The sequence below is a fragment of the Ferrimonas balearica DSM 9799 genome, assembly GCF_000148645.1.
GTDB classification, from domain to species: domain Bacteria; phylum Pseudomonadota; class Gammaproteobacteria; order Enterobacterales; family Shewanellaceae; genus Ferrimonas; species Ferrimonas balearica.
In genome coordinates this window covers 2,766,722-2,787,412 of the sequence record NC_014541.1, presented here as the reverse complement: position 1 = coordinate 2,787,412, position 20,691 = coordinate 2,766,722, and the positions used below count along the sequence as shown (strand labels likewise).

The window sequence follows — 20,691 nt, the reverse complement described above, 5'->3', positions numbered from 1 at the left end:
GCATGAGCTTTATCGTGGTGATCCCGGCGCGCTATGCGTCTACCCGCCTGCCGGGTAAGCCGCTGGTGGATATCGCCGGCAAGCCGATGATTCAGCACGTGGTGGAACGCGCTTTGGCCTCCGGTGCTGAGAGGGTGATCGTGGCCACCGACGATGAGCGGGTGCAGGCTGCACTGGCGGGTCGTTGTGAGGTGGTGATGACCTCACCGGACCACCAGAGCGGTACCGAACGCCTGGCCGAAGTGGTCGACACCCTGGCGCTGGCGGACGATGCCATCGTGGTGAATGTGCAGGGGGACGAGCCGCTTATCCCCTCCGCCAACATTCACCAGTTGGCGCAGAACCTGGCTCAGGGCAGTGCCTCCATGGCGACCCTGGCGGTGGCCATTGAAGACGCCGAAGAGATGCATAACCCCAATGCGGTGAAAGTGGTGTGTGACCAACACGGTCATGCACTCTACTTCAGCCGTGCCGCGATTCCGTGGGACCGTGACGGCTTTGCCGTAGCCCAGGGCGTCAGCGATGGGGCGATGCGTCACGTTGGCATCTACGGCTACCGAGCCGGTTTTATCCGTCGCTACGTGGCCTGGCCGGTCAGTCCGCTGGAGACCATCGAGTCTCTGGAGCAACTGCGGGTGCTGTACCAGAGTGAGAAGATCCACGTCGCCGCAGCGGTGGAGCCGCCGCCAGCGGGGGTGGACACCCCGGAAGATCTGGAGCGGGTTCGCGCTCACCTGGCCTGATACCGGGCCCCAAAAAAACGCCGCGCAGATGCGCGGCGTTTTTTATGCCTGGCTGTCCGGGGTTACTGGCAACTGGCCGGGCCGATATCTTTCCAAACGCCGGTGGTGCCCGGTTCGTCCCCGCGGGTCCACCAGGCCGCTTGCCAACGGCGGCCCTGATGGTCCACAGTCGAACCGCCGTTATAGACCACATCCGCAGACCATCCGAACTCCACATCACTGACTAAGGTCCAGGCATCGTGGGAGAGGCTGGGCGCGTCATGCCGAATCCAGTATTTCGCTTCCCAGATCAACTGCTGATAGTTAACCCTGTCGCCGCCAACATAGATGGCGTCGGCGGACCAGGCCTGCAGTTGGCTGGCGTTCGGATCGGTAGTGGCACAACTGCCATTGCCGCCGCCATTGCCGCCGCTGTTGTCGCTTGGCGTAACGGTCAGTTGGGTGCTGGCGCGGGCATCGAGACTGCCGTCAGAGACCAGCACCTCGATGGTGAAGGTCGTGGGTTCGGTCACAACCGGAGCCGTCAGTGTCAGGGTGCTCTGGTTCAGACTGTTGCTGTTGAGGCCAGTTGGCAGTCGCCATTGATAGATCAGAGGGTTGCCGTCCGGATCGTTGGCTTCGGCGGTAAGGCTCAGGCTGGCACCGGAGGTCGCAGTCACCTGTGCTGGCAGCACCACGGTTGGTGCTTGGTTGGGCGTTTCCGGTTGGTTGGTGATGATAACGCTGTCGCTGGCGGAGAGGCCATCCGGATCGGTGACGGTCAGAGTAAAGCCATATTGAACCGTCTCGTCTGTGGCCGCCAGTGAGAAGCTGGTATTGGCGGAATTTGCGTCACTCAGGGTAACCACAGGTCCGCTGCTCTGTGCCCATTGGTAGCTCAGTGGGTCGCCATCCGGGTCTCGGGACTGACTGCCACGCAAGGTAATCTGTGCCGGGCCGACGACCGTTTGATCGGCGCCTGCGTTGGCAATCGGAGCCCGGTTCGGTGCGGGTCCGCTGCCATCGTCGTGGCCCAGCCCCTGATTCATCGCATTGAGAATGTCGCCATTGTCGGCGTCGATCTCCCAGGCGAACAGGCCACCGAGGTCGTTGGCCAGCACGTACTCCCCCTTGGCAATCACCGAGCGCGGATTATCGTAAGTGACCAGGGAGCCGGTAGCGGGGTGGAACGCGTAGGGCGCTTCGGCGGATTCATCATAACTATGCTGCCAATCTGGGCCGGAGAACTCATTGGCGATTTGGCGGTAATCCACCACACCGTTCTCCCAGGTCCCTTTGATCGGGCCGCTGGCCGTGCCGGTAAAGGGGTTGCCATCCTGATAACCGGATACGCCACTCCAGCCGCGGCCGTACATGGCGGCACCGACCACCAGTTTACCGGGTTCGACCCCCTGGCCCAGCAAGGCCTGGATCCCTTTGGCAGTGGTGTACCGGGTGTCTTGGTCCCAATGGGCATCATAGAGTGCGGTCTGATGACCAAGAGACGTATTTTGCCAGGCGCCATTGAAGTCGTAGGTCATCACAAAGATGTGGTCCATATACTGTTGCGCCTGCTGATAATCGACTTTGGCAATCTTGTCGTCACCGGCGCTGATGGCTGAGGTCAGTTGATAGCGGCGACCGGTTTCGGCCTCAAGCTCATCCAGCATGGCACGGAGTTCAGCCATCAGGGTCAGGTAGGTGGCACCATCGCTGGCGCTGCCCAGCGCCGGGTTGGCGCCTTCGCCACCGGGGAACTCCCAGTCGATGTCCACACCATCAAAGAACTTCCAGGTTTTCAGGAACGCCTTCACTGAGGCAACAAAGGTGTTGCGCTTGGTTTCGTCGGCAAAATGGAAGAAGGGGTCGGAGAGGGTCCAGCCACCGATGGAGGGTAGGATCTTGAGGTCAGGATAGGTCCGCTTCAGGGCCATCAGGTTGCCAAAGTTGCCCCGGTAGGGATCCTGCCAGTTCTTCAGATCCCCTTGCGGCATCTGAACGGCGGCCCAGAGATCGTGCAGGGTGACGGTAAAATCTTCCCGACCGCTGCAGGAGCTTTGCAGGGCAGCGTAGCTCTGGGGCATCGACTTGAGGGCGTCATTGATGCCATCGCCGCCACAAATCGGAATGAAGCCGTAAAGGATGTGTGTCAGGTTCTGAGCAGGGATCTTTTCCACCGGGAAGGCGCGCCCGTAGACGCCCCACTCAACAAAATAGGCGCCCACCACTTTGCCGCTGGTGTTGGTGTAGGGTCGATTGTTCTCTTTCAACTGGAGATCGAGAGGGGCAAGGTGACTGCCGTCGGTATCCGCCACCTGAATCGACATCGGGTCGCTGCTGGTGCACCCTTCCGCATTACACAGGGCGACGGTCAGCTGATAGCGACCGGCCTTGCTGACCTCAAATTCCGCGGTGCCGGAAGCCGCTGACGGGCCTTGCCAAACCACCTGGTCATCCAGCAAGACTTTGGCGGTGTCGCCAAGCTCGCCATGCCACAAGCTCCAGCTGACAGACACTTCAGCAGCCGGTTTGACATTGATCAACTGGTTGTAGCTGGTCGCCCCGTGGTCGACCTCAATGACCGCAAAGTGGGTGTCACCAGCGATTGAGGGCTTTGCCGGAATCGCGGCCCAGGCAGAGGGACACAGTGCTCCCGCGACGAGCAGGGCCGTAACGGTGGGTTTCGCTGCGAACATGTTGGTTGTCCTTATTGTGAGATTGAGTTCAATAAGGCTCGCAAAGCAGTCTGAAATGGGGGCCTGACCCTGAGGGTCACGCCCATCTCAAATATGGTATCCCCGCTATCTTAGGCGATGCCCTTAGACCGGAGGCTTTGCGTCCCGGCCTTTCGACCGGTTTGCCTTTATCACAGTGACCACTTGTGAGGTACAAATGACAGCGTTGTCACCGGCGTCAGATTAGGGCAGAAAAAACGCCTTTCGCAATGGGGTGGGGCGGAAGCAGGGCTTCCTTTGGTGGCGGGCTGGGTGCGGAAGTGGTACTTCCTGTGTGTTCTGGGGTGTGCGATTTGGGCGGGTCTGGAGGGCGGAAGTGACCGTTTCCGATCCACTTCCTCCCGGCGTAAGTCAGATGTAAGCTGGTGCAGCGGGCGAGATTGGGCGGGTCAGCGGTACTCCGGCCACAGCTCTTCCTGAGCGGCAAGGATTCGATTATTCAGCGCCTCTGCCGGAGGCTGACCGTCCAGCAGAACCTGAGTCACAGCAAACTGCAGACCCAGCACCAAAGCCCCAATCACCAGGCCGCGCCAGTAGCTGGTATCCAGCATCAGTGAGAAGGCGAACCCGCCAAGCAGACAGGCTGCCAGCCAGGCCAGCTCAATGTCGTCGATATACTTCATTGCCAGGTCCTGCAAAGCCAGAATGGCCACCACTGCCAGCAATGCGGCCCACCATGCCGGGTTGCCCACCCGCAGCAAGCGAGCCCCCAAGTATACCGGCAGCAGCGCCAACACTACCGCAGCGCCGACAAACAGAATTAACGCCATCATGGTTGGGTCTCCATCTCCTCCCAAAGGGTGTCTATCCAACGTGACTCCCCGATAAATTGCCAGGACCAGTCTTTATAGGCCTCGGGCACGCCAGCCTGATGCCAGGCCTCTTTGGGTTGGCCTTTCATCGATTCGGCCCAGGTCAGCGAGTCGTCCAGCATGGTCAGGAATCGGGTCAGGTCGGCCCGGTTGGCGAGGCTGCCATGGCCCGGAATGATGCGGGTGTTGTCGTTGGTCCAGCTCAATACCTCGCGCACCCGCTCGGCGTAGCCGCGCACGGTGCCGCCGTGGGCCAGGTCAACGTAGGGGAAACGGTCTTTAAAGAACAGGTCACCCATGTGCAGCACATTGGCCTTTTCAAACCACACCACCGAGTCGCCATCGGTGTGGCCTGCACCTAAGTGGCGAACACGGATTGACTGGCCGTTGAAGCGGAAGGCGATGCCGTCCTGGTAGGTCACCACCGGCCAATGCGCCGGGCTGGTGCTGTCGTCGGCCTGCAGGTGTTTGAGAACGTTTTGGTGGGCAAACACCGTGCCCTGTCGGGCAAAGTGAGCGTTGCCGCCGGTGTGGTCGCCATGGTGGTGGGTGTTCACCACAAAGCGCACCGGGCCGGGTTGGATCTGAGCCAGGGCCGCTTCAATCTTGTCCGCCAACGGCGCGAACTGATCGTCAATGATCAGGATGCCATCAGGGCCGCTGCTGACGCCGATATTGCCACCGGCGCCCACCAGCATATGGATACCACTGGCCAATTCGGTGCGGGTTATCTGCACGTCGGTGAAACGGTCATCGGGCCCGGCGTGGGCAGGGGACAACAGCAGGGACAGCAACAGTAGGGGTGCGCGTAACATTCCGTTCGCTCCGTGTTAACGTCGGTTTTCGGTCAAGCCTAACCGATTGTGATGTTGGTCAAAAGCGAATCATTACACAGTGGCCCGGCTTGCGCCGGGCCCATTGAGTTAATGTGGTATCAGAGCCACCCTGGCAGGGCCCGCTGGCGCCAGGCCAGCACATTACCCACCCCGGTCGCGACCCGGTGCCGCAAACGACACAGCATCAGATAGAGATAGGGCACCAGAAACAGGCTGGTCAGGGTGGAGAAGGCCAGGCCACCAATAATGGCGAAGGCCATCGGTGTGTAGCTGGGGCCACCGCCGGCCAGACGCGTGTCATTTAGGGCCAGTGGCAGCAATCCCAGGATGGTGGTGGACACCGTCATCAGCACCGGCCGTAAGCGGGTGCTGGCGGCTTCAACGATGGCGTCCTTCATCTGCTCCAGGCTGGGTTGCCGCTGGTTGATCTGGTCCACCAGGACGATGCCGTTGTTCACCACCACTCCCATCAGCACCAGAATGCCGATCATCCCCATGATGCTCATCGGTGTGCCGGTCAGCATAAAGGTCCAGAACACCCCGGTGATGGAAAACAGGATGGCGCTTATCACGGCGGTAGGCAGCAGCAGGGATTCAAACAGGGCGGCCATGACGATGTAGATCATCGCCACCGCCAGCAGCATGTTGGTCACCATCAGGGCCTGGCTTTCATCTTGATACTGGAAGCTGCCCCCGAAGCTGTAGCTGTAACCCTCGGGCAGGGCGATGGTGTCCATCAGCGCGGTGATCTCCTCGCGCAGCTCATTCAGGTCACGGTCGTCAACGTTTCCGCCGATGGCCAGTGCGGTCTGGCGACCTTCGTGGCGGATCTCCTCCAGCCGCGGCTGCTCATGCAACTTCGCCACCTGTCCGAGCGTGATCACTTTGCCCTCCTGCTGGCCCAGCGGCAGGGCTTGCAGGCGGTCGGCGGACTGTCGCCAGAGGGGATCCCACTGCAGCCGGATCTGCACTTCACCGTTCGGGTCATGACGGAACGAGCGCAGGGTTTGCCCCCGCAACGCCGTGGCCAGCACCTGAGCGGCGTCTTTAACGCTCATGCCGAGGCGGGCCAGCTTGTCCCGGTCAAACTGCACCAACAGCTCCCGCTGACCGCCATCCAACTCACTGCGCACATCGGACAGCCCCTCGATGCGGCTGAGCATCGGGGTGATCTGGCTGGCCAGCTCGATCAGGGTGGTGGTAGACCGTCCCCGCAGATAGACCCGCATGCCACGGTCGTCGCCGCCCTGCCAGCCAAATTCGGGTCGGGCATAGGCGAACTTGGGAAAACCTTCCCGTACCCGCTCCATCAGGTCAGCCCGGGGCTCCGGCAGGGGGGTCTTCAGCAGCAGGGTGGTCTGCAGATTGTCGTTGGAAAAATAGCTGTAGACCGAGTCGATATGGAACGCCTCCTGGTTGGCGTACAGGTACTCCTCCATCTGGTTGATCATCCCCTCGGTCACCTGCAGGCTGTGGCGCCCCTCGAGGTTGTAGTTGATAAAGAGGCGCTCATCGTTGCCCTCATCGTCATCGGTCGCGGTCACCTGAGACACCGGTAGGGCGGTGCTGGCCAACAGCAGTATGGCGATAAGGCCACTGGTTTTGGGGTGATCCAGGGTCCAGCTCAGGGCCTTGCGATAGCGCGGTGCGCGGGCCACTTTGGCTTTCTGCCCGAGGTGAGCAAAGCGATACAGCAGCAGCGGCAGCAGGGTGCGCGAAATCAGCAGACTGGCCAGCAGAGAGAGGCAGATGGAGATGGCCACGTGTTCGAGGAACACGGTGAGCTGCACCTTAACGCCGAAGATGTTGGGCAGGAACACGATGGCGGTGGTCAGGGTGCCGGCCATCACGGCCAGCGCGACTTTGTCGACCCCGTTCGTCACGGCGTTGAAGCGATCTTTCGGGTCCTGCTGAAGCACACTTTCACTGACCACCACGGCGTTGTCGATCAACATCCCCACAGCCAGCAGCAGGCCCATCATCGACAGGATGTTGAGGGTATAGCCCATCAGGTACATGGCGCCAAGGGTGATCGCCACCGACAGCGGCACGGAGACCACGATGATCAGGGTGGTCAGCGGATTGCGCAGGAACAGGAACAGCACCAGGAAGGAGAGCCCGGCCCCGATGAGGCCCGCATTGGCGAGGTTCTTCAGTGAGGACTTCACCCCAGCGGCCTGATCATCCATCACAAACAGCTCAATGCCTTCAAACTGGGGATGCGCCCGTACGGTTTCCACCACGGCCAGCACCCGGTCGGCCACCTCCACCAGGTTGGCGCCGGACTCTTTAAACACGTCCAGGCCAACGGCGTAGTCACGGTCAAGGTGACGGCCATCGATCATCTCCGGGCGGCGGTACTGGACGTCGGCGATCTCGCCCAGCTTAACGCCGCGGCGCACCACCAGCTCCCGCATCGCTTCGACACTTTGGTACTCCCCTTTGGGAGAGATCTGCCACAGGGCGGAGCCGGTGCGCAGGTCACCGGCGCTGATCACAAAGTTCTGCGCCTGCAGCTGCTGGCTCAGCCAGTTGGCATCGATGCCGCGGGCGATCATGCGGTCCGGGTCGAGCCGGATCTGGATCTCCTGGGGCTGGACCCCGTACAGCGTCACTTTGGAGACGCCGCTCAGGCGCTCCAGCGGACGCTTAAGCTGCTTATCCAGCAAGTCCCAGGCACCGGACAGGTCGCGACGGGAGGAGAGGCGCAGGGTCAGAATGGGCATGTCGGCGGTGGAGAACTGCCACAGCATCACCCGTTCCACATCCTGCGGCAGCAGGTGACGAACCGAATCGACCCGCTCCCGCACCTCGACCACCTTGCTGGCGATCGACTCGTCCCAGTTAAAGTCCATTCGGATCCAGGATTCGCTCTGGCTCGAACCGGAGCGCATCCGTTTTACCCCGGAGAGGGTTGCCAGCGATTCCTCCAGTACCGAGGTGATCTCACGCTCCACCTCCTCCGGCGAACCGCCCTGGTAGGGCACCTGTACGGTGATCTGGGGGATCTCCAGCCCCGGCCACATCTCCAGCGGCAACAGGCGGGTGGCGACCAGACCCAACAGCAACATGGCAATAAAGGCCATGGTGACGGTGACCGGGCGCTGGAGAGCAAGGCGGGTCAGGTTGTTGCGATTAGCCATGCTGCACCTCCGCATCCGGCTGGCGACGCTGGCCGTGGTCGAACACCGCGTACAGCACCGGCAGCACCACCAGGGTCAGCAGCGTCGAGAGGCCAAGGCCAAAGATGACGGTGATCGCCATCGGCGCGCGCAGTTCCGCCCCTTCCCCCAGGCCAAGCAGCATCGGCAGCAGACCCAGGGTGGTGGTGAGGGTGGTCATCAGGATGGGGCGCAGGCGACTGGCGGCCGCCTGCTCAATCGCCGCAATGCGGTCGAGGCCCTGGCCACGCAGTTGGTTGATGCGGTCGACCAGGACAATGGCGTTATTGACCACAATGCCACACAGCATGATCAGGCCGATAAACACCAGCACCGACAGTGGGGTGCCGGTCAGCCACAGGCCCAATACCGACCCCGCCAGTGCCATTGGCACCGCCGCCAGAATCAGCAGCGGGTGCAACAGCGATTCAAACTGGCTGGCCATCACGATATAGACTAGGAACACCGCCAGAAGCAGCGCAATCTTGAGCGACTGGCTGGATTGCTCCATCTCTTCGTTCTGGCCGCCAAAGGTGATCTGAATGCCCGCAGGCAGGGCCAGTTGCTGCACCAGCTGCTGTGCCGCGTCGACCCCTTCACTCAGAGTGCCCTCGGCCAGACCGGCGCTGACGATGGCCACCCGCTGCTGCGCAATACGGTTGATGGCAGCCGGGCCGATGCTCTGCTCGATGGTGGCCACCGCATCCAGCGGCACCGGATGACGGGCGCCGGGGTTGACGATCAGGGCGCGGATGTCATCCAGCTGGTCGCGGGTGGCTTCATCGGCCCGCAGGCGGATGTCGATCTTGCGGTCCGCCAGGGTGTAGCGCGAGGCGACGGTGCCCCCCACCAGCGTGGCAAGACGGCTGGCCACGTCCGGCGCAGTCAACCCCAGTGCGGCCAGGCGGGCGTGATCAAAGTGAATCGCCAGCTCCGGTTGGCCGTCACGCAGACTGTTGGTGACGTCACTGAACCGTGGTGAGGCGCCCAGCGCCTTGGCCAGTGCCGTGCTGGCTTGTTTGAGGTGGTCAAGGTCATAGCCCGCCAGCTCAATGGCCAACGGCTGTTTGAAGGTCAGCAGTTGCGGCTGTTTCAGCTCGGTCTCCAGGTCGGGAATGCGGGCGGCGGTCTGGCGCAGGGTCGCCATGACCGAGGCCTGAGCGTCAGCGTCTGCCAACACCACCTGCAACCGGCCCCAGTTTTCACCGCTGCGACTGGACGCGGAGGAGAGCAGGGCGGCACTGCCGGCCTGTGAGTAGGCGTGATGCACTGCGGGGTCAGACAATATCGATTGAGCCAATCGATTGAGCACTTCGTCAGTACGGCGCACATCGGTGCCCGGCGGCAGCTGCACCTCGAGGTAGAACTCGCCCTGATTCATCGGCGGGATCAGCTCCATACCCAGCCGCGGTAATAAGGCCGTGGCGGTGCCGGTTATCGCCAGTGCCAGCAGCAGGGTCACGGCGCGTTGGCGCAGCGCCAGTGCCAGCAGATGGGGATAGAACCAGGCCAGGGCGCCATAAAGCTTCTGAAACAGCCAGGCCAGTGGCGCAAACAGGGCACCGGCCAGTCGCTTAATGGCCCGTCCCAGGATCAGGCCGAGGGTAAACAGCAGCGCCGGAATGTAGCGGAACAAGACCGAAAAGGGGAAGGAGAACACCGTGGTGGCGTAGTGCCGGGTACGGCCCCAACGGCTGTCGGGCAGCGGGCGTTTGGGACGGGTTTCCCCTTTGGGCCATTGGAATCCCCGGCGGCCAGCCAGCATCGGAATGGCCGTCAGGGCAACAAGTAAGGAGGCCACCAGGGCAAAGGCGACGGTGAGGGCTTGGTCGCCAAACAGCGCCCCGGCCACCCCCTCAACAAACAGAAGTGGTACGAACACCGCAAGGGTGGTGAGGGTCGAGGCGGTGATGGCTCCGGCTACCTCCGCAGTGCCTTTACGGGCCGCTTCAGCCCGGGCTTGCGGTGCTTCACTGTTGCCCGCCAGCTGGCGCTGACGGTCGATGTTTTCCAGCACCACAATGGCGTTATCCACCAGCAGACCCACCGCCAGGGCGATGCCACCCAGCGACATCAAATTGAGACTGATGTCGGCGAAGTACATCAGATTAAAGGTGGCCACCACGGAGATGGGGATGGAGAGTGAGATGATCAGGGTGGGACGGATATCCCTCAGGAACAGATAGATCACCAGCATCGCCAATACTGCGCCAATGACCGCGGCGGAGGTCACTTCATCAATGGCGCCCTGGATAAAGCGGGATTGGTCATAGAGCACAGTAATGGTGCGGGCGTTCGGACGCTTGGCCAGTTCCGCCAGTTTGGCGTGGACTGCATTGGCCACCTGAACCGCGTTGGCATCGCCCTCCTTGTAGAGCGACAGTTCCACCGCGTCTTCGCCATCCACCCGGGAGATGTCGGTGCGCTCGGCGAAGCCGTCCCGCACTTCGGCCACATCACGCAGCCGAACCTGGCGGCCCTGCTGGTGATAGACAATCACGTTGGCGAGGGCGTCGACGCTGTCGAACTGATTCAGGGTGCGCACCAGTAACTCTTCGCTGCCCTGGGTCAGCTTGCCGGCGGAGAGGTTGATGTTCTCTGCGTTGATGCGCTGAACCAACTCATCAGGGCTGAGGTTGAGTTGGGCCAGCTTGTCCTGGTCCACCAGGATCTGAACCTCGCGCACCAGTCCCCCGGAGGGACGCACCGAGGCCACGCCCGGTACCGCTTCAAGCTGGCGCTTCAGGTCGTCGTCGGCCCAGCTGCGCAGGGCGATAAGGCTGGCCTCATCGCTGGCGTCAGTCTGCACGCCAAGGCGCATCACCGGGTCGAGATTGGGGTTAAAACGGAGAATCAGTGGCTTATCGATGTCCAGCGGTAACAGGATGGCGTCCAGCTTTTCCCGGGTATCGAGGGCCGCCAGGTCCATATCGGTGCCCCATTCAAACTCCAGCTGAATGTCGGACAGTCCTGCCCGTGAGGTGGAGCTGAGACGACGCAGCCCCTTCACGATGCCGACCGCTTCCTCGATCGGCTTGGACACCAGTTGTTCCACCTCGACCGGGGCGGCACCGGGGTAGAGGGTACGGATGGTCAGGGTGGGGTAGTTCATCTCCGGCAGCAGGGTCACGGCCAGGCGGGAGAAGCCCACCATGCCGAACAGCAGCAGGGTCAGAATGCCCATCCAGACGGTAATAGGGCGGGCAATGGCAGTGCGGATAAGGGTCATGGTGCGGTCCTTAGCGCTGAGCCGCCAGTTGCAGGGAAGGGATCACCTCCACCTTGGCGTCGTCCTTCAGTTGATGCTGACCGCGCACCACCACCTGCTGGCCCGCTTCCAGTCCGTTAAGGATTTCGACGCGTTCCCCATCCTGGTAACCAACTTGCACCGCCTGGCTGCGGGCCTGACCCTCCTCAATCACAAAGACAGAGTGGCCGAGGTCCTGGCGCAGCAGGGCCATGCGCGGCACCACCAGAGTGTCATGGTGGGTGTCGAAACGAAGCCGGGCGCGGCTGAGCATGCCGGCTTTCAGCTCACCCTGTTGGTTATCGATGGAGAGGGTGATCTTAAAGGTGCCGGTATCCGGGTCCACCACCGGGGCGATGCGCAGAACCTGCGCCCGCTGTGGGGTATCGAGGCCATCAACGGTCAACTCGGCACTCTGGCCCGGGCGCACTTTACTGAGTTCGCGCTCGGGCAGGTGCAGGATACCGTGCAGGGTGTCCTGCTGAACGATATGAAACAGGGCGTCCATCTCAGAGGCCATCTTGCCACGCTTCACAAAGCGTTTAGCCACCACGCCGGCGATGGGAGACGCAACGGTGCTGTACTCCAGTTGCAGCGCGGCAATGTCCCGGTCTGCCAGGGCAGCCTGGCGACGATAGACCAGCTTGGCGAGGGTTTCCTGGCTAACCAGTTGCTGGTTGGCGATGGCGTTCAGACGCTCCAGCTCCTGATCAATCACGTCCAGCTCAGCTTGTGCCTTATTCAGTGCCAGGCGGTAGCGACGGGGATCAATGGTGGCCAACTTCTGACCCGCTTCCACCCGCTGACCCTCCTCTACATGCAGGGATTCCACCAGGCCGCTGACCCGGGCGACCACCTGGGCCTCCTCCGGGGCTTCCAGCAGTGCCGTGGTGCGGTAGTAAGCGGAGATGCTGTCGACCGCAACCGGTTGGATCTCCACCGGCACCTTGGGGGCGGCTTCGGTAGCTTCGGCGGTTTCAACCGCGTCGGTGGCGGTGGTCTCGGTGTCCTCGGCAGCGGGCTGAGAGCAGCCGGACAGCAGGACCAGCAGAGCCAGGGCGGGAGCAAATTTGTGAGACATGGTGACTTTCCCTAATCGATTCACAGACGCCGCTGAGTTTGCGAAGGGTGTGCCAACTTTTAAATATCATTAATTACAATAAGTTAGGGCAGGGCGTGGAGGGGGGCGTGGTCAGTTACACCAACTGTTAAGGAAATGTATAAATCGATGGCGTAAGCCACAAAAAAACCAGCCCGGAGGCTGGTTTATATCATCAGAGGGGCCGGCGTTTATCGCTGGCTACCCGGGATGTAGTCACGCTGCGGCGCACCGGTGTAGAGCTGGCGCGGACGACCGATCTTGTGGCCCGGCTGGCTCAGCATCTCCTGCCAGTGAGAAACCCAGCCCACGGTACGGGACAACGCGAAAATCACGGTGAACATGGAGGTCGGGATACCGATGGCCTTCATGATGATGCCGGAGTAGAAATCCACGTTCGGGTACAGTTTCTTCTCGATAAAGTACTCGTCGGACAGCGCGATGCGCTCGAGCTCCATCGCCACGTCCAGCAGCGGATCTTTGATGTCCAGCTCGGCCAGCACTTCGTGGCAGGTTTCGCGCATCACGGTGGCACGCGGGTCGAAGTTCTTGTAGACGCGGTGGCCAAAGCCCATCAGGCGGAACGGGTCGTTCTTGTCCTTGGCCTTTTCAATAAACTCCGGAATGCGGTCAACGCTGCCAATCTCTTCCAGCATGTTCAGGCAGGCCTCGTTGGCACCGCCGTGAGCCGGGCCCCAGAGGGAGGCTACGCCCGCAGAGATACAGGCGAACGGGTTGGCACCGGAAGAGCCAGCCAGACGCACGGTGGAGGTGGACGCGTTCTGCTCGTGATCGGCGTGCAGAATAAAGATGCGGTCCATGGCGCGCTCAATCACCGGGTTCACCACGTACTCTTCGCAGGGTACGGAGAACATCATGTTGAGGAAGTTACCGGCGAAGGACAGTTCGTTGCGCGGGTAGATAAAGGGCTGACCCAGGTTGTACTTGTAGGCCATGGCGGCCAGGGTCGGCATCTTGGAGATCAGGCGAATCGCCGCCACTTCGCGGTGGTGCTCATCGTTGACGTCCAGAGAGTCATGGTAGAACGCAGACAGGGCACCCACCACACCACACAGAATGGCCATCGGGTGAGCGTCGCGACGGAAGCCGCGATAGAACTGAGCCAGCTGCTCATGAACCATGGTGTGTTTGGTCACCAGGTTTTTGAAATCCTGCATCTGCTGTTGAGTCGGCAGTTCGCCTTTGAGCAACAGGTAGCAAACTTCGAGGTAGCTGGACTGGGTAGCCAGCTGGTCGATGGGGTATCCACGGTGCAGCAGAATGCCTTTGGCACCATCGATAAAGGTGATTTCAGATTCACAGGAAGCGGTAGCCATGAATCCCGGGTCAAAGGTGAAGTAACCGCTCTTACCCAGAGTGCTGATGTCGACGACATCGTGACCTGCTGTACCGGACTTAATGGGCAGCTCGACGGGTTCCTTACCTGGGACCTGAAGCTTGGCGATGTTGTCTGCCATGCTGGTTCTCCTTACTTCATTATTGTTATCTGTTTCGTCACAGTGGCGCCATTCTAAGTGACGGGAATCACAAAAGGCAATTCGCAAACCGGGGAACAGGTCGCCAATTGCCTCGAAGTGGGTTCACAAAAACCCCCACATGTGTTGAACAGACTGTCGTAGATGTAAATCTCAGAAATCCTAAAAGTGTGATGTTTGTATTTGTATGGGGGCCTCTGTATACTGGCCGCGAACCTCCCCCGGGAGCCCGGTAATACTGGGTTTTAAGGGTGATTTTCTAGCCAGTCAATGAGACGAAAGTGGAGTCTGCCTCTCCACGGGTCAGTGGTTTAGTGGTGGCCCAAAACGCTGTTTTTACCACGGACAGGATTTGTCGGACGGCTACTGGAGATAATGATAACTATTGCTCAATGGAGCTGAGTGAGCAGAACTGTGAATAAGCAAAGACCTGTCTACTTGGATCTGCAACAGATCCAGTTCCCCGCGACGGCCATTGCGTCGATCCTGCATCGTGTCAGCGGTGTCATCCTGTTTGTCTCCATTGCGGTATTGCTGTGGCTGCTGGCCACCTCTCTGGGATCCGCCCAGGGGTTTGCAACCGTATCGGAAATCATGAACAGCCTAATCGCTAAATTCGTTGTCTGGGGGATCCTGACCGCCCTGGCCTACCACTTCTGTGGTGGTATTCGTCACCTGCTGATGGACATGGGGCATTTCGAAGGCTCTATGGAAAGCGGCAACAACTCCGCCCGCGCTGCGATGGCGATTACTGTCATTCTGTCTGTCATTGCGGGGATCTGGTTATGGTAAAAAATGCCGCGACTCTCGGACGCAGCGGCGTCCACGATTTTGTCCTGCTGCGCGCCAGTGCTCTGGTTCTGGCCAGCTTCGTCCTCTTTATGGTTGGTTTCCTGGCGCTCACTCCGGAGCTGACCTTTGAAAGCTGGCACGGCCTGTTTTCCCATACCGCCATGAAGGTGTACACCCTGGTCAGCCTGGTCGCCCTGTTGGTGCATGGCTGGATTGGCCTGTGGCAGGTACTGACCGATTACATCAAGCCGGCGGGCCTGCGTGCCTTCCTGCAATTTGCGGTCAATCTGGTTCTGCTGGCCTACCTGTTTGCCGGCGTTGTGATCCTGTGGGGTGTGTAAGTGACTATTCCAACTAAAGAATTCGATGCCATTGTGATTGGCGCTGGTGGCGCGGGCATGCGCGCTGCCCTGCAGATCTCCAAAGAAGGCAAGACCTGCGCTCTGCTCTCCAAAGTGTTCCCGACCCGTTCCCACACCGTGTCCGCCCAGGGCGGTATCACTGTGGCGCTGGGCAATGCCCACGACGACAACTGGGAATGGCACATGTACGACACCGTCAAGGGTTCCGATTACATCGGTGACCAGGACGCCATTGAGTACATGTGTAAAACCGGTCCGGAAGCCATCATCGAGATGGAAAACATGGGCCTGCCGTTCTCCCGTTTTGAAAACGGCAAGGTGTACCAGCGTCCGTTTGGTGGCCAGTCCAAGAACTTCGGTGGTGAGCAGGCGGCCCGTACCGCTGCAGCCGCTGACCGTACCGGCCACGCCCTGCTGCACTGCCTCTACCAGCAGAACGTGAAGAACAAAACCGAGGTGTACTCCGAGTGGTACGCCCTGGATCTGGTGAAGAACCAGGATGGTGCCGTGGTGGGCTGTACTGCCATCGACATCGAAACCGGCGAGATCGTTTACTTCAAAGCCAAGGCCACCGTGCTGGCCACCGGCGGTGCCGGTCGCATCTACGCGTCCACCACCAACGCCCACATCAACACCGGTGACGGTGTCGGTATGGCGCTGCGCGCCGGGGTTCCGGTGCAGGACATGGAGATGTGGCAGTTCCACCCCACCGGTATTGCTGGCGCGGGTGTGCTGGTGACCGAAGGTTGCCGTGGTGAAGGCGGCTACCTGCTGAACAAAGACGGCGAGCGCTTTATGGAGCGTTACGCGCCGAACGCGAAAGACCTGGCCGGTCGTGACGTGGTGGCCCGTGCCATCATGACTGAAATCCGCGAAGGCCGTGGTTGCGATGGTCCTTGGGGCCCACACGCCAAGCTGAAACTGGACCACCTGGGTCAGGAAGTGCTGGAGTCCCGCCTGCCGGGCATCTGTGAACTGTCCCGCACCTTCGCTCACGTTGATCCGGTGAAAGAGCCGATTCCGGTCATTCCGACCTGTCACTACATGATGGGTGGTATCCCCACCAACGTGAATGGCCAGGTACTGGGTGCTGATGAAAAGCCGGTACAGGGTCTGCTGGCGGTAGGCGAAATCGCCTGTGTGTCCGTACACGGTGCCAACCGTCTGGGCGGCAACTCACTGCTCGACCTGGTGGTATTCGGTCGCGCTGCCGGTATGCACCTGGGCGAGACTCTGGACGCGCAGGGCGAAGCCCGCGACGCATCCGAGTCCGATCTGGATGCCGCGATGGCCCGTTTCAATCGTTGGGAGTCCAGCAAAAACGGCAACGGTGAAGACCCGGTTCAGATCCGCAAGGACCTGCAGCAGTGCATGCAACTGAACTTCTCCGTATTCCGTCAGGGCGAAGCGATGGCGCAGGGCCTGACCGAACTCAAGGCGATTCGGGAACGTCTGCAGCACGCCAAGCTGAGCGACACCTCTAAGGCGTTCAACACTCAGCGCATCGAGTGCCTGGAACTGGACAACCTGATGGAGACGGCTGTCGCCACCGCGATGGCGGCCAACTTCCGTACCGAAAGCCGTGGCGCCCACTCCCGCGAAGACTTTGTTGAGCGGGATGATGAGAACTGGCTGTGCCACAGCCTGTACAACCCGCTGACCGGCGAAATGACCAAGCGCGAGGTGAACATGTCACCGAATCTGCGCGAAGCGTTCCCGCCGAAGAAGCGTACCTACTAAGGAGAGACAGAGAATGAAATTGGAAGTGTCTGTCTACCGTTATAACCCGGAGTCTGATGCCCGGCCCAAGATGCAGGATTACACCCTGGATCTGCCGGAAGGCTCCGACATGATGGTGCTGGATGTCTTGCTGCTGCTGAAGGAGCAGGACCCGACTCTGTCTTTCCGCCGCTCCTGCCGAGAAGGTGTGTGTGGCTCAGACGGCATCAACATGAACGGCAAGAACGGTCTGGCTTGCATCACCCCCATCTCCACCTTCAAGGGCAAAAAGCTGACCGTTCGTCCGCTGCCTGGTATGCCGGTGGTGCGTGACCTGGTGGTCGACCTGAGCCAGTTCTACAAGCAGTACGAGAAGGTGAAACCGTACCTGATTAATGACGGCAAAACCCCGGCTCGCGAGAACCTGCAATCACCGGAAGAGCGCGCTAAGCTGGACGGCCTGTACGAGTGTATCCTCTGTGCTTGCTGTTCCACGGCCTGCCCGTCCTTCTGGTGGAACCCGGACAAGTTCGTCGGTCCGAGTGGTTTGCTGCACGCTTACCGCTTCCTGATCGACAGCCGGGATACTGCCACTGACGAGCGTCTGGCTGATTTGGACGATGCGTTCAGCGTGTTCCGTTGCCATGGCATCATGAACTGCGTAAACGTCTGTCCGAAGGGGTTGAACCCCACTAAGGCGATTGGCCACATCAAGTCCATGCTGCTGAACCGCGCCGTCTGATAATGACTGCATATTTCACGCTTATGGATTGAAAAAAGGCCACGCCTTCAACACCCGAAGGTCGTGGCTTTTTTGTATAGTGCTCAGCGAATTAAAACGATAATCATCTGAGCCGGTATTACCCCAAAGGAAAAGAGATGCAACAGGGTTCCCTCAAGGCTTGGCAGGCGTCCTCCCACTTCGCTGGTGCGAACGCTGCCTACATCGAAGAGCTGTACGAGGCCTATCTGGACGATCCGAATGCCGTATCGGAAGAGTGGCAGGCGATTTTCGCCGAACTGCCTTCCCAGGGTGTCGGAACCGACGTGGCCCACTCCCGTATCCGCGACTACTTCCGTGCCACCGCACTGGACAGCAATCGCTCCAAAACCACCACCGTTGATCCGGAAGTCACCGAGAAACAGGTGCGCGTCCTGCAGCTGATCAACGCATTCCGTTTCCGTGGTCACCAGAACGCCAACCTCGACCCCCTCGGGCTGTGGCAGCGTGAGCCGGTGGCCGAACTTGACCTGGCCCACCACGGCCTGACCGAGGATGACCTGGGTCGCGAGTTCAATACCGGTTCCTACGCGCTGGGCAACGGCACCATGAAGCTGGGTGAGCTGTTTAACTCACTCAAGGCCACCTACTGTGGCCCCATCGGTGCCGAATACATGCACATCACCTCCACCGAAGAGAAGCGCTGGCTGCAACAGCGTCTTGAGCCGGTGATGGGGCAGGGCAGCTACGACGCCGACACCAAGAAACGCATCCTCGCCGGCCTGAACGCCGCTGAGGGTCTGGAGAAGTACCTGGGCGCCAAGTTCCCGGGCGCCAAACGCTTCTCCCTCGAAGGTGGCGACGCCATGATCCCGATGATGCGCGAACTGATCTACCGCGCCGGTGATCAGGGTGCCAAAGAGGTTGTGGTTGGCATGGCTCACCGTGGCCGCCTCAATATGCTGGTGAACATCCTCGGTAAAAAGCCGGGTGATCTGTTTGACGAGTTTGCCGGCAAGCACGATGAAGCACTGGGCAGTGGTGACGTGAAGTACCACCAGGGCTTCAGCTCCGACTTCGCCACCCCCGGTGGCAACGTTCACCTGGCGCTGGCTTTCAACCCCTCTCACCTGGAGATCGTCTCGCCGGTGGTGATGGGTTCTGTGCGCGCCCGTATGGACCGCCGCAACTGCGAAACCGGCAAGCTGGTGATGCCCATCACCATCCACGGTGACTCCGCCATTACCGGTCAGGGCATCGTGCAGGAAACCTTCAATATGTCCCAGACCCGGGGCTTTAAGGTGGGCGGCGCCATCCGCATCGTGGTGAACAACCAGGTGGGCTTTACCACCTCCAACCCGGAAGACACCCGTTCCACCGAGTACTGCACCGACATCGCCAAGATGGTTCAGGCGCCGGTACTGCACGTCAACGCGGATGACCCGGAAGCGGTGGCCTTTGTGGCCCAGCTGGCGGTGGACTTCCGTTACGAATTTGGCCGCGATGTGGTGATCGACCTGATCTGCTACCGCCGCCATGGTCACAACGAAGCGGACGAGCCGAACGCGACTCAGCCGCTGATGTACCAAAAGATCAAGAAGCACCCGACCCCGCGCAAGATCTACGCAGACCGCCTGATTGAGCAGGGCGTGATGAACGCCGAAGAGGTGACGGAGCAGATCAACACCTACCGCGAACAGCTCGACCAGGGTGAATGCGTGGTGCCGGAATGGCGCACCATGACAGAGCACTCCGTGGACTGGACCCCGTACCTGGGCCACGACTGGGATGAAAGCTGGGACAGCCAGGTGGGCCTGGACAAGCTCAAGGCGCTGGCCACCAGCATCTGTGAAGTGCCGGAGTCCCACAAGCTGCAATCCCGGGTTGCCAAGATCTACAAAGACCGTGAAGCGATGGCCGCCGGTGACAAGCCGCTGGACTGGGGTATGGCTGAAACCCTGGCCTACGCCACTCTGCTGGACAGCGGTTACCGGGTGCGCCTGACCGGCCAGGATTCCGGCCGCGGCACCTTCTTCCACCGCCACGCGGTGCTGCACAACCAGGACAACGCCACCACCTACATGCCGCTGCGCCACCTGGGCGAGCACCAGGGCCCCATCGAGATCTTCGACTCGGTGCTGTCCGAAGCGGCGGTCCTGGCTTTTGAATACGGCTACGCCACCGCGGAACCGTCCGGCCTGACCATGTGGGAAGCCCAGTTTGGTGACTTCGCCAACGGCGCTCAGGTAGTAATTGACCAGTTCCTCTCCTCCGGTGAGCAGAAGTGGGGCCGTCTCTGTGGCCTGACCCTGCTGCTGCCGCATGGCTACGAAGGCCAGGGCCCGGAGCACTCCTCCGCCCGTCTTGAGCGCTTCCTGCAGCTCTGTGCAGACCACAACATGCAGGTGGTGGTGCCCTCCACCCCGGCACAGGTCTACCACATGCTGCGCCGCCAGGTGGTGCGCCCGATGCGTCGTCCGCTGGTGGTGATGAGCCCGAAATCCCTGCTGCGCCACCCGATGGCCGTCAGCAGCCTCGAGGAGCTGGCCCTCGGCGACTTCCAGAACGTCATCGGCGAACTGGACGAGCTGGACCCGGCCAAGGTCGACCGCGTGGTGTTCTGTTCCGGCAAGGTGTACTTCGAACTGCTCGAAAAACGCCGTCGTGAAGAACTCACCAACGTGGCACTGATCCGCATCGAACAGCTTTACCCCTTCCCGCACGCCGAAATGGCACAGGTGCTGGAAGCCTATCAGCACGTGAAAGAGTTCGTCTGGTGTCAGGAAGAGCCGCAGAACCAGGGTGCCTGGTACTGCAGCCAGCACCACTTCTGGCAAGCCATCCCGGCTGGCGCCAACCTGACCTACGCCGGCCGCGAGGCGTCTGCCGCGCCTGCCTGCGGTTACGTCTCCGTGCACAACAAACAGCAACAAGCGCTGGTCAATGCCGCGCTGGGCCTCAATTGAGTTAATAACAAGGATTAGAATCA

General features: G+C 60.8%; 13 protein-coding genes and 1 riboswitch. Of the genes, 6 read left to right on the top strand and 7 right to left on the bottom strand.

From position 1 onward, the window contains the following. Positions 1 to 2: 2 nt before the first annotated feature. On the top strand, positions 3 to 743 hold the full coding sequence (kdsB, locus tag FBAL_RS12750; RefSeq protein ID WP_013346007.1) for a 3-deoxy-manno-octulosonate cytidylyltransferase: 741 nt from the start codon (positions 3 to 5) through the stop codon (positions 741 to 743). Between the two features lie 62 nt (positions 744 to 805). On the opposite strand, the gene FBAL_RS12745 is transcribed toward kdsB, so the two are convergent. The 7 genes from FBAL_RS12745 to gltA all read right to left on the bottom strand — a co-directional run bounded on the left by FBAL_RS12745 (position 806) and on the right by gltA (position 14,090). Continuing rightward, positions 806 to 3,418, bottom strand: a complete 2,613-nt coding sequence (locus tag FBAL_RS12745) for a glycosyl hydrolase family 18 protein (RefSeq protein ID WP_013346006.1) — start codon at positions 3,416 to 3,418, stop codon at positions 806 to 808. A 92-nt stretch (positions 3,419 to 3,510) separates the two neighbouring features. Beyond that, a riboswitch (cyclic di-GMP riboswitch) is annotated at positions 3,511 to 3,594 on the bottom strand. 252 nt (positions 3,595 to 3,846) lie between these two features. Continuing rightward, positions 3,847 to 4,230 (bottom strand): hypothetical protein, encoded by a 384-nt coding sequence (locus FBAL_RS12740; protein ID WP_013346005.1) that lies wholly within the window; start codon positions 4,228 to 4,230, stop codon positions 3,847 to 3,849. After that, a complete protein-coding gene (locus FBAL_RS12735) occupies positions 4,227 to 5,084 on the bottom strand; it encodes an MBL fold metallo-hydrolase (protein WP_013346004.1) in 858 nt (285 codons plus the stop codon). Before FBAL_RS12735 ends, FBAL_RS12740 begins: the two co-directional genes overlap by 4 nt. Before the next feature lie 119 nt (positions 5,085 to 5,203). Further along, complete coding sequence (locus FBAL_RS12730; protein ID WP_013346003.1) at positions 5,204 to 8,248, bottom strand: efflux RND transporter permease subunit; 3,045 nt, start codon at positions 8,246 to 8,248, stop codon at positions 5,204 to 5,206. Then, positions 8,241 to 11,495: an efflux RND transporter permease subunit gene (locus FBAL_RS12725; protein WP_013346002.1), complete on the bottom strand. Its 3,255-nt coding sequence runs from the start codon at positions 11,493 to 11,495 to the stop codon at positions 8,241 to 8,243. The genes FBAL_RS12730 and FBAL_RS12725 overlap by 8 nt, the downstream gene beginning before the upstream one ends. A gap of 10 nt (positions 11,496 to 11,505) precedes the next feature. Next, positions 11,506 to 12,594 carry an efflux RND transporter periplasmic adaptor subunit gene (locus tag FBAL_RS12720; RefSeq protein WP_013346001.1) on the bottom strand — a complete coding sequence of 363 codons (1,089 nt, stop codon included), beginning with the start codon at positions 12,592 to 12,594 and terminating at the stop codon, positions 11,506 to 11,508. 209 nt (positions 12,595 to 12,803) lie between these two features. After that, positions 12,804 to 14,090 carry a citrate synthase gene (gene gltA / locus FBAL_RS12715; RefSeq protein WP_013346000.1) on the bottom strand — a complete coding sequence of 429 codons (1,287 nt, stop codon included), beginning with the start codon at positions 14,088 to 14,090 and terminating at the stop codon, positions 12,804 to 12,806. A gap of 456 nt (positions 14,091 to 14,546) precedes the next feature. Between gltA and sdhC the strand changes: the two genes are divergently transcribed. From sdhC to sucA, 5 genes are all read left to right on the top strand, one after another. Next, on the top strand, positions 14,547 to 14,900 hold the full coding sequence (gene sdhC / locus FBAL_RS12710; RefSeq protein WP_233749364.1) for a succinate dehydrogenase, cytochrome b556 subunit: 354 nt from the start codon (positions 14,547 to 14,549) through the stop codon (positions 14,898 to 14,900). After that, entirely contained in the window at positions 14,894 to 15,241 is a 348-nt protein-coding gene (sdhD, locus tag FBAL_RS12705) for a succinate dehydrogenase, hydrophobic membrane anchor protein (RefSeq protein WP_013345998.1), read from the top strand. The genes sdhC and sdhD overlap by 7 nt, the downstream gene beginning before the upstream one ends. Next, a complete protein-coding gene (sdhA, locus tag FBAL_RS12700; protein ID WP_013345997.1) occupies positions 15,242 to 17,002 on the top strand; it encodes a succinate dehydrogenase flavoprotein subunit in 1,761 nt (586 codons plus the stop codon). Positions 17,003 to 17,015: 13 nt separating this feature from the next. Continuing rightward, positions 17,016 to 17,723 carry a succinate dehydrogenase iron-sulfur subunit gene (locus FBAL_RS12695; protein ID WP_013345996.1) on the top strand — a complete coding sequence of 236 codons (708 nt, stop codon included), beginning with the start codon at positions 17,016 to 17,018 and terminating at the stop codon, positions 17,721 to 17,723. Between the two features lie 137 nt (positions 17,724 to 17,860). After that, positions 17,861 to 20,668 carry a 2-oxoglutarate dehydrogenase E1 component gene (gene sucA / locus FBAL_RS12690; RefSeq protein WP_013345995.1) on the top strand — a complete coding sequence of 936 codons (2,808 nt, stop codon included), beginning with the start codon at positions 17,861 to 17,863 and terminating at the stop codon, positions 20,666 to 20,668. The last annotated feature ends 23 nt before the right edge of the window (positions 20,669 to 20,691 follow it).